The sequence below is a fragment of the Streptococcus sp. CF8_St5-11 genome, assembly GCF_024295625.1.
Taxonomy (GTDB): domain Bacteria; phylum Bacillota; class Bacilli; order Lactobacillales; family Streptococcaceae; genus Streptococcus.
Map to the genome: position 1 here is coordinate 211,135 of NZ_JANCOJ010000002.1, position 23,483 is coordinate 234,617.

Here is a 23,483-nt window from a genome sequence, read left to right on the forward strand (position 1 = left end):
TATGAAACAATTATCTAGTGCACAAGTCCGCCAAATGTGGCTTGATTTCTGGGCAAGCAAAGGCCACTCTGTAGAACCATCTGTTAGCTTGGTTCCCGTAAATGACCCAACCCTTTTGTGGATCAACTCAGGGGTTGCCACTCTTAAGAAATACTTTGATGGAACCATCAAACCTGAAAATCCACGGATTACCAATGCTCAAAAGGCTATTCGTACCAATGATATCGAAAACGTAGGGAAGACGGCTCGTCACCATACTATGTTTGAAATGTTGGGGAACTTCTCCATCGGGGATTACTTCCGTGACGAAGCCATCACTTGGGCTTATGAGCTTTTGACAAGTCCTGAATGGTTTGACTTCCCAAAAGACAAACTTTATATGACTTATTATCCAGATGATAAAGATTCATACAACCGTTGGATCGCTGTTGGTGTAGATTCAAGTCACTTGATCCCAATCGAAGACAACTTCTGGGAAATCGGTGCGGGCCCTTCTGGACCAGATACAGAAATCTTCTTTGACCGTGGAGAAGCTTTTGACCCAGAAAATATCGGTCTTCGTCTTCTTGCAGAAGATATCGAAAACGACCGTTACATCGAAATCTGGAACATTGTCTTGTCACAATTTAACGCTGACCCAGCTGTTCCTCGTAGCGAATACAAGGAATTGCCACACAAGAACATTGATACGGGCGCTGGTTTAGAGCGTTTGGTAGCCGTTATCCAAGGGGCTAAGACCAACTTTGAAACAGACCTCTTCATGCCAATCATTCGTGAAGTTGAAAAGATGTCTGGTAAAACATATGATCCAGATGGCGACAACATGAGTTTCAAGGTCATTGCTGACCACATCCGTTCGCTTTCATTTGCGATTGGAGATGGGGCTCTTCCTGGTAATGAAGGACGAGGTTACGTTCTTCGTCGTCTCCTCCGTCGTGCCTCTATGCATGGTCAAAAATTGGGGATCGAAGGAACTTTCTTGTATAAATTGGTTCCAACCGTTGGGAAGATCATGGAAAGCTACTACCCAGAAGTACTTGAAAAACAAGATTTCATCGAAAAAATCATCAAGAGTGAAGAAGAATCATTTGCTCGTACCTTGAACTCTGGTCAACACTTTGCCCAAACCATCGTTGAAGACTTGAAAGCCAAAGGCCAAACAGTGATTGCTGGTCAAGACGTCTTCAAACTCTATGATACATACGGATTCCCAGTAGAATTGACAGAAGAAATCGCCGAAGAAGCTGGAATGACGGTCGATCGTGAAGGCTTTGAAGCAGCCATGAAGGAACAACAAGAGCGTGCGCGTGCATCAGCTGTCAAAGGCGGATCTATGGGTATGCAAAATGAAACCCTTCAAAACATCACAGTTGAAAGTGTCTTTAACTATAATGCTAGTCAATTGCCTTCTAAGTTGGTGGCTATCGTAGCAGACAATGCTGAAGTAGAAGCTGTTTCAGAGGGAACTGCATCACTGATCTTTGCAGAAACTCCATTCTACGCTGAAATGGGTGGACAAGTTGCGGACCATGGTCAAATCTTAGATGCTCAAGGAAACGTCGTAGCGACTGTGACAGACGTTCAAAAAGCACCAAATGGACAAGCACTTCATACGGTTGAAGTTCTTGCTCCTCTTGCCTTGAACCAAGAATACACCTTGGCTATCGATACCAATCGTCGTCACCGTGTTATGAAGAACCACACAGCAACTCACTTGCTCCATGCGGCTCTTCACAATATTCTTGGTAACCACGCAACCCAAGCTGGATCTCTCAATGAAGTAGAATTCCTTCGCTTTGACTTTACCCACTTCCAAGCCGTAACTCCTGAAGAATTACGCGCTATTGAGCAACAAGTCAATGAAAAGATCTGGGAAGCAATCGCAGTAGAAACAATTGAAACAGATATCGATACTGCTAAAGAAATGGGAGCCATGGCCCTCTTTGGTGAGAAATACGGTAAAGAAGTCCGTGTTGTCACTATCGGAGACTACTCAGTGGAACTCTGTGGTGGTACCCATGTAGGCAATACTTCTGAAATCGGTCTCTTCAAGATTGTAAAAGAGGAAGGAATTGGATCAGGAACTCGTCGTATCTTGGCAGTGACTGGTAAGGAAGCCTTTGAAGCTTATCGTGAACAAGAGGATGCACTGAAAGCCGTCGCAGCAACCTTGAAAGCACCTCAACTCAAAGAAGTCCCTCACAAGGTGGAAGGTCTTCAAGAGCAACTCCGTCAATTGCAAAAAGAAAATGAAGAATTGAAGGAAAAAGCAGCAGCAGCGGCGGCAGGCGATGTCTTCAAAGATGTTCAAGAAGCAAACGGTCACCGTTACATTGCAAGCCAAGTTTCTGTTTCAGATGCAGGTGCCCTTCGTACCTTCGCGGATAACTGGAAACAAAAAGACTACTCTGATGTGCTTGTTCTTGTCGCAGCAATCGGTGACAAGGTCAACCTTCTCGTAGCTAGCAAGTCTAAAGACATCCACTCAGGTAACTTGGTTAAAGAATTGGCTCCAATCGTCGATGGACGTGGTGGTGGAAAACCAGACATGGCCATGGCAGGAGGAAGCAACCAAGCGAAAATCCAAGAATTGTTGGATGCAGTAGCAGGTAAATTGTAATCTAGAGAAGATCTACCCTCGGGTAGGTCTTTTTGTTTGTGTATTTTTTTATATATGGCTTGACTATTTTTGAAAATGTGATAAACTGATATCCTTTATCCATTGAGGAAGTGTCAGGACATGAGTGGTTTATTCGTACAAAAGTCGGACTATGCTTTAGGTCTATCTGAATACAGAATTATCGTGAAAAATGGGAATGGTGAAATTTTCAGGGAGAGCTAGAAAAGGAGCTATTTGAAAAAGAGGAGGATGATGCTGTCATATGAACAGATGAGGGAAGTGAAATCTTTATCCGAGGTATGAGGGAAAGGATGCTGGAAAATCATCCATATGTTCAAGGTATAGCAAACGTTACAGTTTTTTCTATACTGCTGATCAGCAAATCAAAAGCTTGATCAGATCGTTTGAGGAGCTAGGTCCTCAATCTTATCGAACATGTGATACAGGAGATAACTAATGGGATTATTCTATCGTTTATCAGGAGATGAGAAAGAGTTCGCCAAGAAAAAGTCTCTCTTTTGCTCGATTATCTACGATATCACCAGCATTAAACGGAGCTTGAAATTGGCTAAACTTCTAGAGGTATTTGATATTCGAGTGCAACGCTCTTGTTTTGAGGTTGATTTATAGTTAGAGGTCTCTAGTTATCAGATTTTACTTGGTGCTCGTCAAAATTCTTATGATGCCAAGCAAGAGGACAACAATATCATCTATGTCGGTAGTTTGGAGGAAACCGTTCGTTTGAATGGGGTGAGAGATCAATAGAACGTGAAGATTGTTTGTTCTTCTAGCTGAAAGCTCTAGTAAAATATGGTATACTTAGGATTGTTTCCAGGTAGGAACTATACTGTGTGTTGATTCCCTTTTTGGGATGCAGCATATGAAGTAGGCCCCCCTAACCCTTGATAGTGGATTGAAAGAGCTCAAATTCCTTCTACGTTTGATGAAAGTTATGGAGGGCGTAAAGGTTCAAAATACAGCTTAATGACTGATGTTATACGCTTGCAATACATTCAATGTATCTATTATTCTGATATTGTCAGAGAAGCATCAGGGAGCTATAGGAAACAAGTTAATTCTAAGTTTTCATCTGATACAGAAGAGAAAATTATTGGTGAAATTATTAAATATTTAGACGATGAGTTATAAGAAAGGAATAAAATGGGAAGATTTAATAGAGCATTACTCAATTTACTATGTTTTGGGATTTTCTTTAGTACAATAGTCATTATGTTCATTTTCAAGGCTGGAAATGACCTATCTAATATCTATGATAGATTAGAGAAAGAGAAACAAGAGCAGATAGTGAAAAACCCTAATCCACAAGATCGTGAAATTGTTGGAAAAACTGATGATGGTGAATACTTACAATTCATCTTGTGGGATGAATACAACCAAAAAGAACACAAAATACACGTTCACCCCAGTGACTATGATATTTATAAAATAGGGGATATCTATTATACTGATAAAAACACAATTAATTAAAATCAAGGAGAAACTAAAAATGAAAAACACTAAAAAACGTAAGATTATTTTTAAGTAGGAAGCCACCAAACCCTCGAGAGGAGATGGAAACAGTCTTACAAATCTCATAAAAGCTGTACAAGTTCCAACTCCAGTAAATGATTCAAATAAGGAAGTTCCTCACAAGGTGGAAGGTCTTCAAGAGCAACTCCGTCAATTGTAAAAAGAAAATGCAAAATTGAAGGAAAAAGCAGCGGCTGCAGCAGCAGGTGATGTCTTCAAGGATGTTCAAGAAGCAAACGGTCACCGTTACATTGCTAGCCAAGTTTCTGTATCAGATGCAGGTGCTCTTCGTACCTTTGCGGATAACTGGAAACAAAAAGATTACTCTGACGTCCTTGTTCTTGTCGCAGCTATCGGTGACAAGGTCAATGTCCTTGTAGCCAGCAAGACAAAAGAGGTCCATGCAGGAAATGTGATCAAAGAATTGGCTCCAATCGTCGATGGACGTGGTGGTGGTAAACCAGACATGGCCATGGCAGGAGGAAGCAACCAAGCGAAAATCCAAGAATTGTTGGATGCTGTAGCAGGTAAATTGTAATCATCGGAGAGGTTGGATCTTTGTCCAACCTCTTTTTTCAAAAAAGAAGTAAATCCAATTAGAAAAAGATTGCAACAAAAAAACCTTTCCGTCTGGAAAGGTTTTTCTTCTTATAGTCCGTAATTGTAATCGTCATCCTGCATGGCTTCTACTTCACCGAGAAGGTAACCATTTCCGACTTGAGAGAAGAAGTCGTGGTTAGAGGTACCGGTTGAAATTCCGTTCATGACGATTGGGTTAACGTCATCTGCTGAGTCTGGGAAGAGCGGGTCTTGTCCCAAGTTCATGAGGGCTTTATTGGCGTTGTAGCGAAGGAAGGTCTTGACTTCCTCTGTCCAGCCCACACCGTCATAGAGGCTCTCTGTGTAGCCTTCTTCATTCTCATAGAGGGTGTAGAGAAGATCATACATCCACTCTTTGAGTTTCTCTTGTTCTTCTTCTGGTAATTCGTTAAATCCAAGTTGGAACTTGTAGCCGATATAGGTTCCGTGAACAGATTCGTCCCGAATGATCAACTTGATGATCTCAGCTACGTTGGCCAACTTGTTGTTTCCAAGATAGTAGAGAGGTGTGAAGAAACCAGAGTAGAAGAGGAAGGTTTCAAGGAAAACGCTGGCGACTTTCTTTTCAAGAGGGGTCCCATTGAGATAGATTTCGTTGATGATTTCTGCCTTCTTTTGAAGGAAAGGATTGGTGTTGGTCCATTCGAAAATCTCTTCGATTTCTGACTTGGTATTCAAGGTCGAAAAGATAGAAGAGTAAGACTTAGCGTGGACAGATTCCATAAATTGGATGTTGTTAAAGACGGCTTCTTCATGAGGCGTACGAATATCTGCACGAAGAGCTTGCACACCCGTTTCAGACTGCATGGTATCCAAGAGCGTCAATCCACCAAAGACTTTACCAACTAGGTCTTTTTCTTTATTAGACAACTTTCTCCAGTCATCCAAGTCGTTTGACAAAGGAATACGTGTATCCAACCAAAATTGTTCGGTTAGCTTTTCCCAAGTAGATTTATCGATGACATCCTCGATGGCATTCCAGTTAATGGCTTTGTAGTAAGTTTCCATTTGAAATCTCTTTCTTTTTCTAATTCATTCGATCATACAATCATTATTATTTTAACACAATTGTTAGAATACCGCACAAAAAGTCGGCGAACCGACTTTTTGGTAGCAATGGATCTGAGTGTCTTAGATGACACAGCTTTCACATTGGTTGGCACCAACTTCTCCACCATCATCTGTAAAGGTACGGACATAGTAGATAGACTTGATACCCTTGTTAAAGGCGTAGTTACGAAGGATAGATAAGTCACGAGTGGTTTGTTTGTTTTCAGTTTTCCATTCGTAAAGACCTTTTGGAATGTCACTGCGCATAAAGAGGGTCAGTGAAAGACCTTGGTCTACGTGCTCAGTTGCAGCCGCATAAACATCAATCACCTTACGCATATCCATGTCGTAGGCAGAAGTGTAGTATGGAATGGTATCTGTTGACAATCCAGCTGCAGGGTAGTAGATCTTCCCGATTTTCTTCTCTTGGCGTTCTTCAATCCGTTGTGTGATTGGGTGGATAGAAGCAGATACGTCATTGATGTAGCTGATAGATCCATTTGGTGCAACAGCCAAGCGATTTTGGTGGTAAAGACCATCTGCTTGAACCTTCGCACGCAATTCTGCCCAGTCTTCTGCACTAGGGATGAAGATATCTTTAAAGAGTTCTTTGACGCGATCAGATTTTGGTACAAATTCTCCAGTCGTGTACTTATCAAAGTAGCTACCGTTGGCATAGTCTGATTTTTCAAAGTTGTGGAAGGTAATGCCTCGTTCACGTGCGATATTGTTTGATTCTACGAGAGTCCAGTAGTTCATGAGCATGAAGTAGATGCTCGTAAACTCAACAGATTCAGGTGATCCATATTCAATCAATTGTTGGGCAAGGTAGCTATGAAGTCCCATGGCTCCAAGACCAAAGGTATGCGCAAGGCTATTTCCGTGGTCGATAGTAGGAACAGCGACGATATGAGAACTATCAGTGACGAAGGTCAAGGCACGGACCATGGCACGAATAGAACGTCCAAAATCAGGTGAAGTCATCATGTTAACCACGTTGGTGGAACCAAGGTTACAGGAGACGTCTGTTCCCATTTGGACAAATTCTTGGGCATCGTTGATCAAGCTTGGCTCTTGAACCTGGAGGATCTCTGAACACAAGTTACTCATGATGATTTTCCCATCAACTGGATTTGCCCGGTTAGCAGTATCGATGTTAACTACATATGGGTAGCCAGATTCTTGTTGCAATTTTGAAATTTCAGTTTCCAAATCACGGGCCTTGATTTTTGTCTTGCGGATGTTTGGATTAGCAACCAACTCATCGTATTTTTCAGTGATATCGATGTAGTTGAATGGCACTCCGTATTCACGCTCTACAGAGTATGGGCTGAAGAGATACATTTCTTCATTCTTACGAGCCAACTCGTAGAACTTGTCTGGTACGACGACGCCAAGTGAAAGAGTCTTAACCCGAACTTTTTCATCGGCGTTTTCTTTCTTAGTTGAAAGGAAGGCGATGATATCTGGGTGGAAGACATTGAGGTAAACCACCCCAGCCCCTTGGCGTTGTCCCAATTGGTTCGAGTAAGAGAAGCTATCTTCAAACAGTTTCATAACAGGTACGACCCCAGAAGCAGCTCCTTCATAGCCCTTGATCGGTGCTCCAGCTTCGCGAAGATTGCTGAGGGAGATTCCAACCCCACCACCGATACGTGAAAGTTGGAGGGCAGAGTTGATAGAACGTCCGATCGCATTCATGTCATCGGTTACTTGGATCAAGAAACAAGAAACTAATTCTCCGCGGCGGGCACGACCAGCGTTTAAGAAAGAAGGAGTAGCTGGTTGGTAGCGTTGGTGGATAATTTCGTTTGCGATATCTCGCGCGATAGCTTCATTTCCATCTGCAAAGTAGAGAGCATTGAAGAAGACACGGTCTTCCATACTTTCAAGATAATATTCTCCATCGTTTGTTTTCAGAGCGTATTGGTTATAGAATTTATAAGCCGCCATGAAGGACTTGAATTGGAAGTTTTGGTCTTTGATAAATTGGGCCAATTCCTCTAAAAATTCAGGACGATATTTCTCGATAAAAGCTCTCTCAATGTAATTGTGCTCGAGAAGGTACTGAATCTTGTCTGTAATCGAGTCAAAGGCTTTAGTATTTGGTACAACATTTTCTTTAAAGAAAGCATCTAAAGCTTCTTTATCTTTATGAAGCATGATTTGGCCGTTTACTGGACGGTTGATTTCATTGTTAAGACGAAAATACGTCACATCTTCAAGAGATTTTAATCCCATAATAATCCTTTTCTAGTTCTAGTTCAAAAAAATGAAGAGGAGAAGTCCTCTCTTTACAAGTAAAAGGTCTAGTGTTAGGTTGCTAACGCTAGACCCCTATTTAAGCAAAATACTGTGTTTATTAAGAAAGTTTCTTCAACTTAGCTGGTTGAAAACCAGAAAATACTTCATCCTGTGTTTGAATAACTGGAGCAGCATTGAAGCCAAGGTTTTTAACATGTTCTACAAATTCTGGCTGTTCATCTAAGTTAATTTCGCGGTATTCCACGTGATTGCTATCGAGGAATCGTTTTGTCATTTTGCACTGAACACAATTATTTTTTGAATAAATGGTTACCATTTCTTTTTCGTTCTCCTATCGAAATATAAATCTGTAAACAGTATAAACAAAATCCAGCAACTTGTCAACAAAATAAAACTAAATATTGTGCAAAGATATGAAATGGGGTTTTTAAAACACAATATATTGTGGTGAACAGAAATTGAGAAATTCCAAGAAATGGGATAGGAATAGGCTTTAAAGCATCTTTAATTAGTTATAATTTTTTGGTGAATCAATATCCTGTGGTACACTTGCTTCTTTTTATTTGAAAGCGGAGGAAAATGTTACTTATAATATAGTAGAAAATTGAAAAGATTTGTTCTCCATTCTTCAGTAGCTTCTTAGAATGTATCTAAATTGGGATTTTTCGCAGTCTTTTTCTGTAAGTCAGTGATAAAAATCTTGAAAAAAATTTCAAAAGATGATATAATACCAAATTGTAAGGGTTATCAAAAGGTAACTCAAAAACTATTTTTTAAAAGGAGAGTCCAATTATGGCTTCTAAAGATTTCCACATCGTGGCAGAAACAGGTATCCACGCACGTCCAGCAACTTTGTTGGTTCAAACTGCTAGCAAATTTGCATCAGACATCACTCTTGAATACAAAGGTAAATCAGTTAACTTGAAATCAATCATGGGTGTTATGAGCCTTGGTGTTGGTCAAGGTGCTGACGTTGTAATTTCTGCTGAAGGTGCTGACGCTGATGATGCGATCGCAGCTATCTCAGAAACAATGACTAAAGAAGGATTGGCTTAAAAATATGACAAAAATGCTAAAAGGAATTGCAGCATCTGACGGTGTTGCCGTTGCTAAGGCATATTTGCTCATTCAACCAGACTTATCATTTGAGACTGTTTCAGTCGAAGATACAAGTGCAGAAGAAGCTCGTTTGGATGCAGCTCTTGAAGCTTCACAAAACGAGCTTTCTCTTATTCGGGAGAATGCAGTAGCAAGCCTTGGTGAAGAAGCAGCGCAAGTTTTTGATGCGCATATGATGGTTCTCGCTGACCCTGAAATGATTGGTCAGATCAAAGAAACGATTCGTACGAAAAAAATCAATGCAGAAGCTGGCTTGAAAGAAGTCACTGACATGTTCATTGCGATCTTTGAAGGAATGGAAGACAATCCTTACATGCAAGAACGTGCAGCAGATATTCGTGACGTTACCAAACGTGTCCTTGCCAACTTGCTTGGTAAGAAATTGCCAAACCCTGCTTCTATCAATGAAGAAGCAATCGTGGTTGCGCATGACTTGACTCCATCTGATACAGCACAGTTGAACAAAAAGTATGTAAAAGCTTTTGTTACGAATATCGGTGGACGTACCAGTCACTCAGCTATCATGGCTCGTACACTTGAAATCGCAGCTGTTCTTGGTACAAATAACATCACAGAACTTGTCAAAGATGGCGATGTTTTGGCTGTTTCAGGGATCACTGGTGAAGTGGTGATCAACCCTACTGAAGAACAAATTGCAGAGTTCAAAGCAGCTGGTGAAGCTTATGCCAAACAAAAAGCTGAATGGGCTCTCCTTAAAGATGCGAAAACAGTGACTGCTGATGGAAAACACTTCGAATTGGCTGCTAACATCGGCACACCTAAAGACGTTGAAGGTGTAAACGATAATGGTGCAGAAGCTGTTGGTCTCTATCGTACAGAATTCTTGTACATGGATTCTCAAGACTTCCCAACGGAAGATGACCAATACGAAGCTTACAAAGCTGTTCTTGAAGGTATGAATGGTAAACCTGTGGTTGTTCGTACAATGGATATCGGTGGGGATAAAGAACTTCCTTACTTCGACCTTCCTAAAGAAATGAACCCATTCTTAGGTTTCCGTGCTTTGCGTATTTCTATCTCTGAAACTGGTAATCAAATGTTCCGTACACAATTGCGTGCATTGCTTCGTGCATCTGTTCACGGTAAATTGCGGATCATGTTCCCAATGGTTGCTTTGTTGACTGAGTTCCGTACAGCTAAAGGTATTCTTGAAGAAGAAAAGGCTAAATTGCTTGCGGAAGGTGTTGCTGTGGCAGATGATATCCAAGTAGGTATCATGATTGAAATCCCAGCTGCTGCGATGCTTGCGGACCAATTTGCTAAAGAAGTTGATTTCTTCTCAATTGGTACAAACGACTTGATCCAATACACAATGGCTGCTGACCGTATGAACGAACAAGTTTCATACCTTTACCAACCATATAACCCATCTATCCTTCGTTTGATCAACAACGTGATCAAAGCGGCGCACGCTGAAGGCAAATGGGCAGGTATGTGTGGTGAAATGGCCGGTGATCAAACTGCTGTTCCACTTCTTGTCGGAATGGGCTTGGATGAGTTCTCTATGTCAGCGACATCTGTCCTTCGTACACGTAGCTTGATGAAGAAACTCGACACAGCTAAAATGCAAGAATACGCTAACCGTGCTCTGACTGAATGTTCAACAATGGAAGAAGTTCTTGAACTTTCAAAAGAATACGTGAACGTAGACTAAGAGTCGATCAAGACTAAGACAAATCTGTCTTAGTCTTTTTTTACATTGTTCATAAAAATGTTCATTTTATTCGTAATAAACTAGTTAGTAATAAAAATAGTGATTTGAATGTTCGGTTTTTTGTTTAATTTTTCTCGTATATATAGTATAATCGTAAGTAAGATTAGGAGGAAAGCGAAGGAATGAAGTAAAAGGTTCGGGAAAGAAAATGGAAAAACTTTTCCTGATAATTTTACATGATTTTACAGGAATCAACTTGAAAATTAAGTGATTTTATAGTAAAATAAAAACAATTAGAAAACGCTTTCAAAAAATAAAGAGGTGAGTATATGGATAGAAGCACAGATTTATGGACATTTGGAAGAGGGGATAATTTCCATCTTCAAGAGTACTTAGGAGCTCACAAGGAAACAAGAGGAGAACAAGAAGGTTTTACCTTCCGTGTTTGGGCTCCCAATGCTCAGGCTGTGGATCTGATTGGTGATTTCACTGATTGGGAAGACCGTAAAATTCCAATGGTTCGTAATGAAGGAGGCGTCTGGGAAGTCTTCTGTTCCGATGCAAAAGAGGGAGATATTTACAAGTATTTGGTGACTCGACAAAATGGTCATCAGGTGCAAAAAATCGATCCTCTAGCGTTATGGATGGAAAAGAGACCCAATACAGGATCTATTATTAAGACCATTCCAGAGAAAAACTGGAAAGATGGTCTTTGGAGAGCACGCCGCAAAAAACTTGGTTTTAAGGAACGACCTGTTAATATTTATGAGGTTCACGCAGGATCGTGGAAACGTAATGAGGATCACAGTTCCTATACCTTCAAACAACTAAAAGAAGAATTGATTCCGTATTTAGTGGAGATGAACTACACCCACGTGGAATTTATGCCAGTGATGGCCCATCCATTGGGCTTGAGTTGGGGCTATCAGCTCATGGGATATTTTGCACTTGAGCAGACTTATGGTAGTCCAGAAGAGTTTCAAGACTTCGTGGAAGAATGCCACCTCAACAATATCGGAGTGATCGTGGATTGGGTACCAGGACATTTCATTATCAATGATGATGCCTTGGCGTATTATGATGGAACACCAACCTTTGAATACCAGGATGAACATCGTGCCCATAACTACGGATGGGGAGCTTTGAACTTCGACTTAGGAAAGAATCAAGTCCAGTCATTCTTGATTTCTAGTTTGAAGTTTTGGATTGATACCTATCATTTAGATGGGATTCGGGTCGATGCTGTGAGCAATATGCTCTATCTGGACTACGATAGTGGTCCATGGACACCAAATATTGATGGTGGAAACCTCAACTACGAAGGCGTTCATTTCCTTAGACGGTTGAATGCGATTATCAAGAACGAACACCCAGATGTCATGATGATTGCAGAAGAAAGTTCTGCTGGTCAAAAGATCACGGGTTCTGAAGAAGAAGGTGGACTTGGCTTTGACTATAAATGGAATATGGGTTGGATGAATGATATCCTTCGATTCTACGAAGAAGATCCCATCTACCGGAAATTTGACTTTAACCTGGTAACCTTTAGTTTCATGTATGCATTTTCTGAAAACTTCTTACTACCATTCTCACACGATGAAGTGGTGCATGGTAAGAAGAGTTTGATGCATAAGATGTGGGGAGATCGTTACAATCAATTTGCTGGACTCCGTAACCTCTTGACCTATCAGATTTGCCATCCAGGTAAGAAATTACTCTTTATGGGTTCAGAATTTGGTCAATTTTTAGAATGGAAGTCAGAAGAGCAACTGGAATGGGGCAATCTAGAGGATGAAATGAATGCGAAGATGCGTCGTTTCACTTCTCAGCTCAATCATTTCTACAAAGAACACAAGGAATTGTGGGAGATTGATGATAGCTTTGATGGCTTAGAGATTATTGATGCAGATAACCGGGATCAGAGCGTCTTGTCTATGATCCGGAAAAATCGTAAAGGCGATCTTTTGGTGTGCGTCTTCAATATGGCACCAGTGGAACGCAAGGACTTTACGATTGGTGTGCCTGTATCAGCGGTCTATGAAGAAATTTGGAATACAGAATTAGAAGAATGGGGAGGTGTCTGGAAAGAGCACAATCCGACAGTTCAGTCTCAAGATGGACTGTGGAAGGATTATGAACAAACTTTGACCTTTACTTTGCCGGCTTTAGGGGCTAGCATTTGGAAGGTGAAACGGAAGGTTCGCAAAACGAAATCTAAAACATCAGATAAAAAATGATGATCGGTTGACTCTAAGGGAGTCCAAGCTTTAAAAAGAGGAAGTAGTCAATGAAGAATGAAATGCTCGCTTTAATTCTTGCCGGTGGGCAAGGAACACGTCTTGGAAAATTAACCAAAAACATCGCGAAACCTGCGGTTCAATTTGGTGGGCGCTATCGGATTATCGATTTTGCTCTCTCAAACTGTGCCAACTCAGGAATTCACAATGTTGGTGTGATTACACAGTACCAACCCCTTGCACTTAACAGCCATATTGGAAATGGTTCCAGCTGGGGCTTGGATGGAATCAATACAGGTGTGTCTATTCTCCAACCTTATTCAGCTAGTGAAGGAAATCGGTGGTTCGAAGGAACTAGTCATGCGATTCTTCAAAACATCGACTATATCGATAGCATCAATCCGGAATATGTCTTGATTCTATCTGGGGACCACATCTACAAGATGGATTACGATGACATGCTTCAAGCGCACAAGGATAATAACGCAAGCTTGACTGTTGCCGTCCTAGATGTCCCTTTGAAGGAAGCAAGCCGTTTTGGAATCATGAATACAGATGCCAATAATCGGATTGTCGAATTTGAAGAAAAACCAGCTGAACCAAAATCTACCAAGGCTTCCATGGGAATTTACATCTTTGACTGGGCTCGTCTGCGCAATATGTTGGTTGCTGCTGAAAAGAGTGATATCGATATGTCAGACTTCGGTAAAAATGTCATTCCAACGTATCTAGAATCAGGCGAAAGTGTTTATGCTTATGAATTCAATGGTTATTGGAAAGACGTTGGTACGATTGAGTCTCTTTGGGAAGCCAATATGGAATATATCGATCCAAATAATGCCTTGGATAGTCGCGATCGTCACTGGAAAATCTATTCACGCAACCTCATTTCTCCACCGAACTTCTTTGGGGAAAATGGCCACATCGAAGATTCTCTTGTCGTCGATGGTTGTTCGGTAGACGGTACAGTCAAACACTCCATCTTATCAACAGAAGCTCAAGTTCGTGAAGGAGCAGTTGTCGAAGATGCTGTCGTGATGAGCAATGCCATTATCGGTAAAGGAGCTGTTGTGAAACGCGCGATTATTGGAGAAGGCGCAGTCATTGCAGAAGGTGTCGTGATTGATGGAACAGAGGAAGTACAAGTTGTCGGTTACAATGAAAAAGTGGGGGTAGCAACAGATGAAGATTGATAAATATTCAGCCATTTTAGGAAATACAGTTGGGTATCATGATATGTCCACTTTGACCAGCCATCGTCCGGTAGCCTCCCTACCGTTTGATGGGAAATACCGCTTGATTGACTTCCCATTGTCTAGCCTTGCGAATGCTGGTATTCGTAGTGTTTTTGGGATTTTCCAACAAGAAAATATTAGTTCGGTCTTTGACCATATTCGTTCAGGTCGTGAGTGGGGCTTGTCTACTTTATTGAGCCACTATTACCTCGGAATCTATAATACTCCAGTTGAAAATACAACGGTAGGGCCAGAATACTACCAACAATTATTGACCTATTTGAAACGGTCTGGTTCCAACCAAACAGTTGCTTTAAACTGTGATGTTTTGATGAATATTGACCTCAATCAAGTTTTCCACTTGCATAATAGCGTTGACCGTCCGATTACAGTTGTTTACAAAAAGTTGCATCTTCAAAATATCTCTGAAGTCAATGCTGTCTTGAAAATTGATGAAACAGACCATGTTACAGAGCAAAGACTTTTTGATGGCAAGGATCCTGACGAAGTCTACAACATGTCAACAGATGTCTTTATTGTGGACACTCCTTGGTTGATTGAAAAAATTGAAGAAGAAGCCAAGAAAGAATACCCACAAAAATTGCGCTATATCTTGCGTGATTTGGCGGTGGAATACAATGCTTTTGCCTTTGAATATACAGGTTACTTAGCCAATATTCATTCAGTTGAATCATACTACCATGCAAACTTGGATATGTTGGAAAACCAAAAATTCATGAAGCTCTTTTCACCAAACCAAAAGGTGTATACGAAAGTGAAGAATGAAGAACCAACGTATTATTCCAAGACTTCACATATTAAAACGTCTCAATTTGCTTCGGGTAGTATTGTAGAAGGAACCGTTGAACGTTCCATTGTTTCACGTCGGGTACGCCTTTATGAAGGTTCAGAAGTACGCAGTAGCCTTCTCTTCCCTGGTGTTGTGATTCATGAAAATGCAATCGTCGAACATGCCATTCTGGATAAGGGTGTTGAAGTGGCTGCTGGTGTGACGATTCGTGGGACAGAAGAAGCACCTGTCGTGGTTAAAAAAGGAACGATTGTTACAGAGGATATTGTCTAATGAAACTATTATTTGTTGCAGCTGAAGGAGCACCGTTTTCTAAAACAGGTGGTTTGGGAGACGTTATTGGCGCTCTTCCTAAATCCTTAGCGAAAAGTGGTCATGATGTGCGCGTGATCCTCCCTTACTATGATATGGTAGAGGCTAAGTTTGGAGATCAAATCGAAGATGTCTTGCATTTTGAGACCAAGGTTGGCTGGAGAAGTCAATATGTTGGTGTGAAACGCATTGTGCGCGATGGAGTCACCTTTTACTTTATTGATAACCAACATTATTTCTTTAGAGGTCATGTGTATGGTGACTTCGATGATGGCGAACGCTTTGCCTTCTTCCAGCTCGCGGCCTTAGAAACGATGGAACGAGTTGACTTCATTCCAGATGTTCTTCATGCCCATGATTACCATACGGCGATGATTCCTTTCTTGCTGAAGGAAAAATACCGTTGGATTCAAGCTTATCATGGAATTAAGACAGTATTGACCATCCATAATTTGGAATTCCAAGGTCAGTTCGACCCAGGAATGTTGTGGGATCTTTTCGGAGTTGGATTTGAACGCTATGCAGATGGAACACTTCGATGGAATGATTGCCTGAACTGGATGAAAGCCGGCATTCTATATGCTGACCGTGTGACAACTGTTTCTCCTAGCTATGCGCATGAGATTATGACTGCTGAATATGGTTGTGGCTTGGATCAGATCCTTCGGATGGAGTCTGGCAAGGTGACCGGAATTGTTAACGGGATTGATGCAGATCTGTATAATCCTGAAACGGATCCACTCTTGACGTATCACTTCAGTCTCTCAGATCTTTCAGGTAAAGCAGCTAGTAAACGAGCTCTTCAAGAACGTGTCGGTCTACCTGTTCGCGATGATGTTCCTTTGTTTGGGATCGTCTCTCGTTTGACACGTCAAAAAGGCTTTGACGTGGTGGTAGAAGAGTTGCATCAACTCTTGCAAAAGGATATTCAGATTGTCTTGCTCGGTACAGGAGATCCTGGATTTGAAAATGCCTTTGCTTGGTTTGGTCAAGCCTACCCAGATAAACTTTCAGCGAATATCACATTTGATGTCCAATTGGCCCAAGAAATCTATGCAGCGTCGGATGTCTTCTTGATGCCAAGCCGTTTTGAACCGTGTGGTCTTTCTCAAATGATGGCCATGCGTTATGGAACCCTTCCTTTAGTGCATGAAGTCGGCGGACTTCGAGATACGGTCCAACCGTATAATGCTGTTGATGGAAGTGGAACAGGCTTTAGTTTCAATAATTTGTCTGGCTATTGGTTTAACTGGGCAGTTGATGAAGCCTTGGCTGTCTACTACAATGACAAACAGGCTTGGTATGGTCTCCAAGAGCAAGCTATGACGCGTGACTTCTCATGGGATACGGCTAGTCAACGATACAATGATTTGTACCAATCCTTATAAATAGATCTATAATACAAACGCCTTTCGAGGCGTTTTTTGTGTTGCTTTCTTCCTATAAAGAAAACGGTTTATTTTTTTGAGTTTTAGAGCTTGCTAAAATAGAAGAAAAAAGATAAGATAGGTAAAGGTAAAAAATCCCGGGAAGGTTCTTATTTCTGGAAAGGATCCCATCCTCTCTAAAAATAATCAGGTCCCTGCTCGAGGGTTAAATATTACTATATAGGAATTTTAGGATGAAAAAAGCGAAACAAACGTTTGAAAAAATGACCAAATATTCGATTCGGAAATTAACTGTCGGTGTTGGTCCGGTGGCCATTGGAGCCTTTTTATTAGGAGGAAGCTTGTTAGGAGCTCGTCCTGTCAAAGCAGATCAGATGACTCTACCTGCTCATGTTCACTTAGGATATGTGACAGAAGAAGAGCTGACTGCTGAAGAAAAAGCACAGGTGATTCATGCAATCCCTGAAGAGTATCAAAATGAAGATACTTTCTATCTCGTCTATAAGAAGAAGGAAGCAATTCAGTCGGTTCTTCCTCAAACAGGAAGTCAGGAAGTCGCCCTTTTTGGGCTAAGTCTAGCCACAGCTTCCTTTGCGGTCCTCTTACTCTCTAAAAAGCACCGGAAGAAGGTCATGGGCGTCCTTTTGATTGGAGCCATGGGACAAAGTCTTCTACTTCCAGTTGAAGTCGCAGCCCTACAAAATCAAGTTTTGCGCGCCTATAATCAGGATCTTGCGATCGCATCGAGCAAAGATCTTGCAAATGGCGTGATTCAAATTGACGGTTATGACTATATTGGTTATCTGCGCTACCCGTCAGTCCAAAAGACGAGCTTACGAGAGCCAAAGGCTATGCAGGAAACGAAACCTTCTGTAGAAGGAACGATCAAAACAAGTACAGGTATTCCACAAGTGGAAGCACAAGCTCGTGTGACCCCAGAAGTCTCTCCAGCCTTTCCTCAAGTTGAAAAACCAAGCCTGGAAGTCTCTACTGAGCCTGTGCCATTTGAAACTGTCAAACAAGCTGATCCTACATTACCTAAAGGGCAAACCAAGGTGCTGACTGCTGGTCAAAATGGGGAGCGGACCCTATTGACAGAAGTGAGTGTGGTAGATGGACAAGAAGTTCGCAGAGTCGTTGAAAGCAAGGTCACTAAAGAACCAGTTTCACAAATTCTTGCTGTTGGGACAAAAGAAGATGCCCAACCAACCCCTCAACCCAATCCTTCTCCAGTTGTAACGGCTAAGGGGACACAAGAAGAAGGTCATGTCGGTGAAGCTCCTGTTCAACCGGAGAAGCCAACCTATACAGGTGTGGTGGAAGATAAAGGAACACAGGAAGAAGGCCATATCGGCGAAGCTCCTGTTCAACCAGAGAACCCAGCCTATACAGGTGTGGTGGAAGCTAAGGGAACACAGGAAGAAGGCCATGTCGGCGAAGCTCCTGTTCAACCGGAGAACCCAACCTATACAGGTGTAGTAGAATCCAAGGGAACACAGGAAGAAGGCCATGTCGGCGAAGCCCCTGTTCAACCAGAGAACCCTACTTATACAGGTGTGGTGGAAGCTAAGGGAACACAGGAAGAAGGTCATGTCGGTGAAGCTCCTGTTCAACCGGAGAATCCAACCTATCAAGTTACGGAAGGGACGGTAACAGAGACAGAAACGGTAATCCTTCCATATGAAACAGAGTATGTAACGGATGCCAATCGTTACACCGATGAAGAAAGCCTTCTTCAGAAAGGCGAGGCTGGTAGTCAGGAGATTCGTCGTGTTTATAAGACGGTCAATGGTGAGAAGATTGGCGAGCCCGTGAGCACGACAACTGAAACGGTAAAAGCTCCTGTGACAGAAAAAATTAGTCGTGGGAGTAAGGCGATTGAAGGCCAAACAGAGGAAGTTGCTTTTGAAGAAATTCCATTTAAGACGGTAACCGAACAAGATGCCACCTTGCTAAAAGGAACCGAAAGGGTTTCTCAAGTCGGTAAAAATGGGAAGAAAAAAATCACCAAGGTCTATAAGACCATTAAAGGTGTCAAAACAACGGATGCTCCTACAATTTCTGAAGAAGTACTAGAACAAGCCCAAGATCAGATCATTCAACAAGGGACCAAAGAACTTGAAAAGCCTACCTTAACTTTGACCCAGGTCGATAAGGAAGAATTGAAGCGCAGTGCTAAAGCTACCTATCATTTGGATAAACCAGACGGTGTGACCATCAAGTCCATCCAGGCTGTATTGAAGAAGGGTGATCAAGTGGTGAAAACCCTGACCCTTTCAGAGACGGACTTGGCAGCTGCTTTAGCGGACTTGGACTACTACAAGGATTATACGCTCGCAACGACCATGGTCTATGACCGTGGAAATGGGGATGAAGAAGAAGTTCTCAAGGAAGAACCACTGAGAATTGATCTTAAAAAAGTTGAAATCAAAAACATCAAGGAAACCAGTCTGATTAGCGTGGATGACCAAGGTCTTGAGACCGATAGCAGCCTCTTGTCTGAAACACCATCAGATGTGAAGCCTTACTACTTAAAGGTCACCACCCATGATAATAAGATTACAAAACTAGCCGTTGATAAAATCGAAGAAGTGACGGTAGATGGCGCAACCCTCTACAAAGTAACAGCCAAAGCTCCTGATCTCATCCAACGGACTGCGGACAACCAGTTCAGTGAGGACTATGTCCACTATATTGCGAAGCCGAAAGCTCATGAAGGAGATGTCTACTACAATTTCAACGAACTTGTAAAAGCTATGCAAGCCAATCCGACTGGTATCTTTAAGCTTGGTAGCAGTATGAATGCAAGTAATGTGCAACCAGCTGGCAAGTCTTATGTAACCAATGCCTTCAAGGGAATATTGGAAAGTACAGAAGGCAATACATTTGCTATCCATAACATTACGAGACCGTTATTTGGTAACATCGAAGGTGGTACTGTTAAGAATCTCTTGCTTGAAAATGTTAACATTGACATGCCTGGATTTGATCGAGTAGCACCGATCGCAGGTGTCATCAAAAATAATGCGACTGTCGAAAATGTTAAAGTAACAGGAAGCGTTGTTGGAAACAACGATGTAGCTGGTATTATCAATAAAATTGATGGTAGTGGGAAGGTCAGTAATGTTGCCTTCATCGGGAAACTGCACGCTGCTGGCAATAAAGGTGGCTATCTAGCAGGTGTTGTTGGCGAGAACTGGAAAGGTATTGTAGAAAAGGCTTACGTTGATGCTGAAATGACTGGGAACAAAGCCAAAGCGGCAGGTCTCGTCTACTCCTCCCAAAATGGTGGCAATAACCATACAGTAGGTAAAGAAGGGGTCCTCAGAAACTCCGTTGCTAAAGGTTCGATTGAACTGAAAGAAGCGGTCCAATCTGGTGGCTTACTGGGGACCAACTGGGCCTTGGGTGCCATTGAAGACAACATCACCATGATGAAAGTCAAAACAGGTGAGATGGTCTTCGGACACTCGGATATTGACGCAGATGATTACTTTACCTATTCAAGAACCAAGCGCAATTACAGTGTGGACGGCGTGAGTGAAGGGAAAAAATCCTTTAACAATTCCCGTAAAATCCCAAGCATCTCGCTGGCAGAAGTTGAGCAGAAAATCGAAGCAATGGGAATCACTGCTGATAAATATACCAGCAGTAAGCCGATTGAAGATACGCTCAATCACCTTGTTAGCAAAGACGATCAATACAAGGCCATCACTGGTTACGATGCGACTCGTGAGCTAGCTTACCGCAATATCGCTAAATTGCAACCTTTCTACAACAAAGAATGGATTGTCGACCAAGGGAATAAACTGGCTGCAACGAGTCCTCTCTTGACCAAGGAAGTCTTGTCTGTGACCGCTATGAAGGGCAATGATTTTGTTACTGAACTAGCTGATGCTGATCACATCCTGATCCATTATGCCGATAAGACAAAAGATATCTTTAGCATTTCACCGAAAGAGTCTAAAGTTAAACAAGTCAAAGAGTACAGTGTGGCGGAGCTCGGTGAAGTGGTCTACACGCCAAATATGGTGGACAAAGACCGGAGCGATCTCATCAGTGCTATCGTAGGGAAACTAAGTCCAGTAGAATTGCAATCAGATCCAATCTACACCCATCTTGGTAGAACAGGTCCTAACAAGGTCAATGCTATTAAGAACCTTTACCTTGAAGAAAGCTTCCAAGCAGTCAAGGATAATTTGACTCACTTTGTCAAACAGTTGGTTGAAAACCAAGACCATCAATTGAACACAGATGAGGCTGCCAAACGGGCCCTTATCAAGAAAGTTGATGACAACAAGGCCGCTGTTCTTCTTGGTTTGTCTTACCTCAATCGTTACTACGGAGTTAAGTTTGATAACTTCAATATCAAGCAACTCATGTTGTTCAAGCCAGATTTTTATGGGAAGAATGTTGATGTCTTAGACCGTTTGATTGAAATTGGTTCAAAAGAAGACTACATCAAAGGGACTCGTACCCACGATGCCTTCCGTGAAGTTGTGGCTAAATCGACTCTTTCTGGTAACTTAAATGACTTCTTGAAGTACAATATGGAGCTCTTTACAAAAGAGACAGACTTGAACGATTGGTTCATCAAAGCAACCAAAGACAATGTCTATATTGTGGAGCCTGAGACGACCAATCCAGCATTCGCGTCTGCTAAACACAGAGCCTATGAGGGCTTAAACAATGATGTTCACGGTAAAATGATCTTGCCACTCTTGAACTTAAAAGATGCCCATATGTTCTTGATTTCAACCTACAATACCATGGCCTATAGTTCCTTCGAGAAATATGGTAAGAACACAGAAGCGGAACGAAATGCCTTCAAAGCGGAAATCGACAAGGTGGCTAAAGGACAACAGGATTACCTGGATTTCTGGTCACGTCTCGCAACGGATAAGGTTCGCAATCAGCTCCTGAAGAGCAACAATATGGTGCCGACCCCTGTTCTCGATAACCAAAACTATAAAGGCATTAGCACAGATCGTTATGGACATACAGATAGTGGCAAAGATGTCGCTCCAATCCGTGAATTGTACGGGCCTACCGATCGTTACCATGCGACAGATTGGCGCATGGGGGCTGTAGCTCGAATTTACGGAAATCCATATAAAGACGACTCTGTCTTCTTCATGGTGACCGATATGATTAGTGACTTTGGGGTTTCTGCCTTTACCCACGAAACGACGCATGTCAATGACCGTATGGTTTACTTAGGTGGTTGGAGACACCGCGAAGGAACAGATATTGAAGCCTTTGCCCAAGGAATGCTCCAAACACCATCTGTATCTAATCCAAATGGGGAATACAAAGCCTTAGGTCTCAACATGGCCTATGAACGTCCTAACGATGGCAACCAATGGTACAATACCAATCCAAACAATCTTCAATCACGTGATGAGATTGATCGCTACATGAAAGGTTATAACGATACGCTCATGCTTCTGGATTACCTAGAAGGGGAAGCTGTATTGGACAAACATAGTAAGGACTTAAACAATGCTTGGTTCAAGAAGGTTGATAAACAATACCGAGGAGCGAACACCAAGAATCAATTCGATAAGGTTCGGGCTTTGAGTGATGAGGAAAAAGCGATTGCTTTAAATACAGTAGATGACCTCATCACCAACAATTTCATGACCAACCGTGGTCCTGGAAATGGCGTCTATAATCCATCTGACTTTGGTTCAGCCTATGTGACTGTGCCGATGATGACAGGTATCTATGGTGGGAACACCAGTGAAGGGGCTCCTGGAGCCATGTCCTTCAAACACAATACCTTCAGACTCTGGGGTTACTATGGCTATGAAAAAGGATTCCTGGGTTATGCTTCAAACAAGTATAAACAAGAGTCCAAACAAGCTGGACGTGCCACTCTAGGAGATGACTTCGTCATTCAGAAGATTTCTGATGGAAGATTCAGTACCCTTGAAGACTGGAAGAAAGCTTACTTCAATGAAGTGGTGACCAGTGCCAAAAATGGAATTCAGGCTATTGACATCGATGGGAAGACCTACAATAGCTATGAAGGCTTGAAACGTGCATTTGCTGAAGCAGTGGATAAAGATAAGGTTACTCTAAGTAACGGTTCTGTCAAATTTGACAATACGGTTGCACTGAAAGAAAAAATCTTTAAGAAATTGCTGCAACAAACAGATAGTTTTAAAACGTCTATCTTTAAATAATTGAATTCTCTCATCTGCTGAGCAGGTGAGAGTTTTTTAGAAGAAAAAATGAATAGAGGTGGATAAAGTGTCTAAAAATTAAAAGTAATCAATCGTAGAGCGGAAAAATTATCATATTAAAAAAATAACGTAATTTAACAAAAACGCTTTCTTTTCTAGGAAATATTTGACTATTATATCTTTTAGGAGTAAACTAAGGAGGTAAAATTTATAAAAGGAGAATTCATCATGAATTTAACATTTTTAGGTCTTTGTTTAGCCTGCTTTGGTGTATCACTGGCAGAAGGTTTGATGATGAGCAGCCTATTGAAATCTGCGTCTCGTCAACCAGAAATTATTGGTCAATTGCGTAGCCTCTTGATTCTTGGTGTTGCCTTTGTCGAAGGTACTTTCTTCGTAACCTTGGTTATGGCCTTCATTATCAAATAAGCACTTCTATTTTAGAAAAGGAGG

Annotated in this window: 14 protein-coding genes and 1 pseudogene; 12 read left to right on the forward strand and 3 right to left on the reverse strand. The window is 41.7% G+C overall.

Going from position 1 to position 23,483, the window contains the following annotated elements:
• The first annotated feature begins 1 nt into the window (after position 1).
• From alaS to NMM13_RS04795, 4 genes and pseudogenes are all read left to right on the forward strand, one after another.
• Positions 2 to 2,620: an alanine--tRNA ligase gene (alaS, locus tag NMM13_RS04780; protein ID WP_151191481.1), complete on the forward strand. Its 2,619-nt coding sequence runs from the start codon at positions 2 to 4 to the stop codon at positions 2,618 to 2,620.
• Positions 2,621 to 3,076: 456 nt separating this feature from the next.
• The gene (locus NMM13_RS04785) at positions 3,077 to 3,250 is read left to right on the forward strand and encodes a CRISPR-associated endonuclease Cas2 (protein WP_254727818.1); all 174 of its coding nucleotides are present in this window, start codon (positions 3,077 to 3,079) and stop codon (positions 3,248 to 3,250) included.
• 531 nt (positions 3,251 to 3,781) lie between these two features.
• Entirely contained in the window at positions 3,782 to 4,108 is a 327-nt protein-coding gene (locus NMM13_RS04790) for a hypothetical protein (RefSeq protein WP_151191482.1), read from the forward strand.
• A 148-nt stretch (positions 4,109 to 4,256) separates the two neighbouring features.
• Positions 4,257 to 4,688: pseudogene (locus NMM13_RS04795) on the forward strand (DHHA1 domain-containing protein); the annotation flags it as partial.
• A gap of 110 nt (positions 4,689 to 4,798) precedes the next feature.
• Here NMM13_RS04795 and nrdF read toward each other — a convergent pair.
• The 3 genes from nrdF to nrdH form a co-directional block, all read right to left on the reverse strand.
• Positions 4,799 to 5,758 carry a class 1b ribonucleoside-diphosphate reductase subunit beta gene (gene nrdF, locus NMM13_RS04800; RefSeq protein WP_003011591.1) on the reverse strand — a complete coding sequence of 320 codons (960 nt, stop codon included), beginning with the start codon at positions 5,756 to 5,758 and terminating at the stop codon, positions 4,799 to 4,801.
• Positions 5,759 to 5,881: 123 nt separating this feature from the next.
• A complete protein-coding gene (gene nrdE / locus NMM13_RS04805; RefSeq protein ID WP_254727816.1) occupies positions 5,882 to 8,041 on the reverse strand; it encodes a class 1b ribonucleoside-diphosphate reductase subunit alpha in 2,160 nt (719 codons plus the stop codon).
• 121 nt (positions 8,042 to 8,162) lie between these two features.
• Positions 8,163 to 8,381, reverse strand: coding sequence for a glutaredoxin-like protein NrdH (gene nrdH / locus NMM13_RS04810; RefSeq protein ID WP_155125655.1), 219 nt, complete (start codon positions 8,379 to 8,381; stop codon positions 8,163 to 8,165).
• 476 nt (positions 8,382 to 8,857) lie between these two features.
• Here nrdH and NMM13_RS04815 point away from each other — a divergent pair, with 476 nt between their 5' ends.
• The 8 genes from NMM13_RS04815 to NMM13_RS04850 all read left to right on the forward strand — a co-directional run bounded on the left by NMM13_RS04815 (position 8,858) and on the right by NMM13_RS04850 (position 23,459).
• Entirely contained in the window at positions 8,858 to 9,121 is a 264-nt protein-coding gene (locus NMM13_RS04815) for a phosphocarrier protein HPr (protein ID WP_003006411.1), read from the forward strand.
• 4 nt (positions 9,122 to 9,125) lie between these two features.
• Positions 9,126 to 10,859, forward strand: coding sequence for a phosphoenolpyruvate--protein phosphotransferase (gene ptsP, locus NMM13_RS04820; protein ID WP_003006414.1), 1,734 nt, complete (start codon positions 9,126 to 9,128; stop codon positions 10,857 to 10,859).
• 329 nt (positions 10,860 to 11,188) lie between these two features.
• On the forward strand, positions 11,189 to 13,096 hold the full coding sequence (glgB, locus tag NMM13_RS04825) for a 1,4-alpha-glucan branching protein GlgB (protein WP_254727814.1): 1,908 nt from the start codon (positions 11,189 to 11,191) through the stop codon (positions 13,094 to 13,096).
• 50 nt (positions 13,097 to 13,146) lie between these two features.
• Positions 13,147 to 14,289: a glucose-1-phosphate adenylyltransferase gene (locus NMM13_RS04830; protein WP_070586547.1), complete on the forward strand. Its 1,143-nt coding sequence runs from the start codon at positions 13,147 to 13,149 to the stop codon at positions 14,287 to 14,289.
• Positions 14,279 to 15,415, forward strand: a complete 1,137-nt coding sequence (gene glgD / locus NMM13_RS04835; protein ID WP_223325358.1) for a glucose-1-phosphate adenylyltransferase subunit GlgD — start codon at positions 14,279 to 14,281, stop codon at positions 15,413 to 15,415. The genes NMM13_RS04830 and glgD overlap by 11 nt, the downstream gene beginning before the upstream one ends.
• Positions 15,415 to 16,842 (forward strand): glycogen synthase GlgA, encoded by a 1,428-nt coding sequence (gene glgA, locus NMM13_RS04840; protein WP_003006424.1) that lies wholly within the window; start codon positions 15,415 to 15,417, stop codon positions 16,840 to 16,842. Before glgD ends, glgA begins: the two co-directional genes overlap by 1 nt.
• 233 nt (positions 16,843 to 17,075) lie before the next feature.
• Positions 17,076 to 23,030 carry a ZmpA/ZmpB/ZmpC family metallo-endopeptidase gene (locus NMM13_RS04845; protein ID WP_254727812.1) on the forward strand — a complete coding sequence of 1,985 codons (5,955 nt, stop codon included), beginning with the start codon at positions 17,076 to 17,078 and terminating at the stop codon, positions 23,028 to 23,030.
• Positions 23,031 to 23,258: 228 nt separating this feature from the next.
• A complete protein-coding gene (locus NMM13_RS04850; protein ID WP_003006433.1) occupies positions 23,259 to 23,459 on the forward strand; it encodes a F0F1 ATP synthase subunit C in 201 nt (66 codons plus the stop codon).
• Positions 23,460 to 23,483: the final 24 nt, after the last annotated feature.

Excerpts from the sequence above, each read along its gene's own strand:
- NMM13_RS04785 (WP_254727818.1), top strand. The coding sequence starts at position 3,077 with ATGGGATTATTCTATCGTTTATCAGGAGATGAGAAAGAGTTCGCCAAG.
- NMM13_RS04830 (WP_070586547.1), top strand. The coding sequence starts at position 13,147 with ATGAAGAATGAAATGCTCGCTTTAATTCTTGCCGGTGGGCAAGGAACA.
- glgB (WP_254727814.1), top strand. The coding sequence starts at position 11,189 with ATGGATAGAAGCACAGATTTATGGACATTTGGAAGAGGGGATAATTTC.
- nrdE (WP_254727816.1), bottom strand. The coding sequence starts at position 8,041 with ATGGGATTAAAATCTCTTGAAGATGTGACGTATTTTCGTCTTAACAAT.
- NMM13_RS04850 (WP_003006433.1), top strand. The coding sequence starts at position 23,259 with ATGAATTTAACATTTTTAGGTCTTTGTTTAGCCTGCTTTGGTGTATCA.
- NMM13_RS04845 (WP_254727812.1), top strand. The coding sequence starts at position 17,076 with ATGAAAAAAGCGAAACAAACGTTTGAAAAAATGACCAAATATTCGATT.
- glgD (WP_223325358.1), top strand. The coding sequence starts at position 14,279 with ATGAAGATTGATAAATATTCAGCCATTTTAGGAAATACAGTTGGGTAT.
- nrdF (WP_003011591.1), bottom strand. The coding sequence starts at position 5,758 with ATGGAAACTTACTACAAAGCCATTAACTGGAATGCCATCGAGGATGTC.
- alaS (WP_151191481.1), top strand. The coding sequence starts at position 2 with ATGAAACAATTATCTAGTGCACAAGTCCGCCAAATGTGGCTTGATTTC.
- NMM13_RS04790 (WP_151191482.1), top strand. The coding sequence starts at position 3,782 with ATGGGAAGATTTAATAGAGCATTACTCAATTTACTATGTTTTGGGATT.
- nrdH (WP_155125655.1), bottom strand. The coding sequence starts at position 8,381 with ATGGTAACCATTTATTCAAAAAATAATTGTGTTCAGTGCAAAATGACA.
- NMM13_RS04815 (WP_003006411.1), top strand. The coding sequence starts at position 8,858 with ATGGCTTCTAAAGATTTCCACATCGTGGCAGAAACAGGTATCCACGCA.
- ptsP (WP_003006414.1), top strand. The coding sequence starts at position 9,126 with ATGACAAAAATGCTAAAAGGAATTGCAGCATCTGACGGTGTTGCCGTT.
- glgA (WP_003006424.1), top strand. The coding sequence starts at position 15,415 with ATGAAACTATTATTTGTTGCAGCTGAAGGAGCACCGTTTTCTAAAACA.